Origin of the sequence: Vibrio sp. YT-15, assembly GCF_033337445.1 — a bacterium.
Taxonomy (GTDB): domain Bacteria; phylum Pseudomonadota; class Gammaproteobacteria; order Enterobacterales; family Vibrionaceae; genus Vibrio; species Vibrio alginolyticus.
In genome coordinates this window covers 1-1,262 of record NZ_JAWOQR010000099.1, presented here as the reverse complement: position 1 = coordinate 1,262, position 1,262 = coordinate 1, and the positions used below count along the sequence as shown (strand labels likewise).

Below are 1,262 nucleotides of genomic sequence, written 5' to 3'. Positions count from 1 at the left end.
ACGTTTCTCAATTGTGCAGCGATGGCTACATCGACTGTAGCGAGGGGATCGATTTTGGTAAGTTGAACCGCATTCCTGCCGAAGAATACTTTGGCTCGAACTTGTGGCAACTGTACAAAAGTATCGATTCGCCATACAAGTCGGTATTAAAAGCCATTCTGCTAGAAGCTTACTCGTGGGAATACCCGCACACACAACTGTTAAGTATTGATACCAAGCGTCGATTCTTTGCCCATGAGCCAGATCTCTATGGCATGGACGCATACTACTTAATGTTGGAAAAAGTTACGCGCTATTTAGAACGAATACAAGACGATACACGTTTGGATTTGGTGCGTCGTTGTTTTTATCTCAAAACTCATGAAAAGCTGTCGCGTGAACCCGATGTCGGTTCGGTGGCTTGGCGTCGTGAAGCGTTGAGCGACATGATTGCGAAATGGAATTGGGATGACAGTGTGGTTGCCGAGCTCGATGACCGCCGCAACTGGAAAGTTGAACAGGTGAAAGTCGTGCATCATGCGTTGCTTGATGCATTGATGCAGAGCTACCGTAACTTGATTCAGTTTGCGCGTCGCAACGACATCACATCCGCGATCAGCCCGCAAGACATCAGCATTCTTGCGCGTAAGTTGTACGCTGCGTTTGAGGTGTTGCCGGGCAAAGTGACGTTGCTGAACCCACAAATTTCCCCTGATTTACATGAACCAGATTTAAGCTTCATCGAAGTTAAAGAAGGCGGGGTGAACAAGTCGGGTTGGTATCTCTACAAGCAACCATTGATCGCACATCGCATTCTTGGTCAGCCATGTCTTGAGCATCACGAGTACTTGAGCAAACTGGTCTCGTGGGCTTTCTTTAATGGCCTCATCACCGAATCTACGCGTTTGCATGCCGTGGTGCGTGAAGCACAGCTAGATATTGATAAGTTCTACCAAATGGTGAGTGACTTACGAAATACCTTTGCACTGCGTAAACGTCGTCCGACGATGCAAGCGTTAGCGAGCCCGTGTGAAATCAGCCAGTTGGCGATGTTCATCAACTTCGAAAATGACCCTACCTCGGAGCTGTCGGGGCGTTCACTGAAAGTGGATGTGAAAAATACCGATATCTTCAGTTTTGGCCCTGAGCATAAGAACTTAGTCGGCAGTGTCGATTTGGTTTACCGCAACTCCTGGCATGAAGTGCGTACACTGCATTTCAAAGGCGAAACGGCGATGTTGGATGCGCTAAAAACCATTTTGGGCAAAATGCACCAAGATGCG

General features: G+C 47.8%; 1 protein-coding gene. It reads left to right on the top strand.

The window, feature by feature from the left end; translation table 11 throughout:
• The coding region (locus R7D93_RS25545) for a class I adenylate cyclase (RefSeq protein ID WP_318129587.1) at positions 1 to 1,262 on the top strand (1,262 nt) is incomplete at both ends.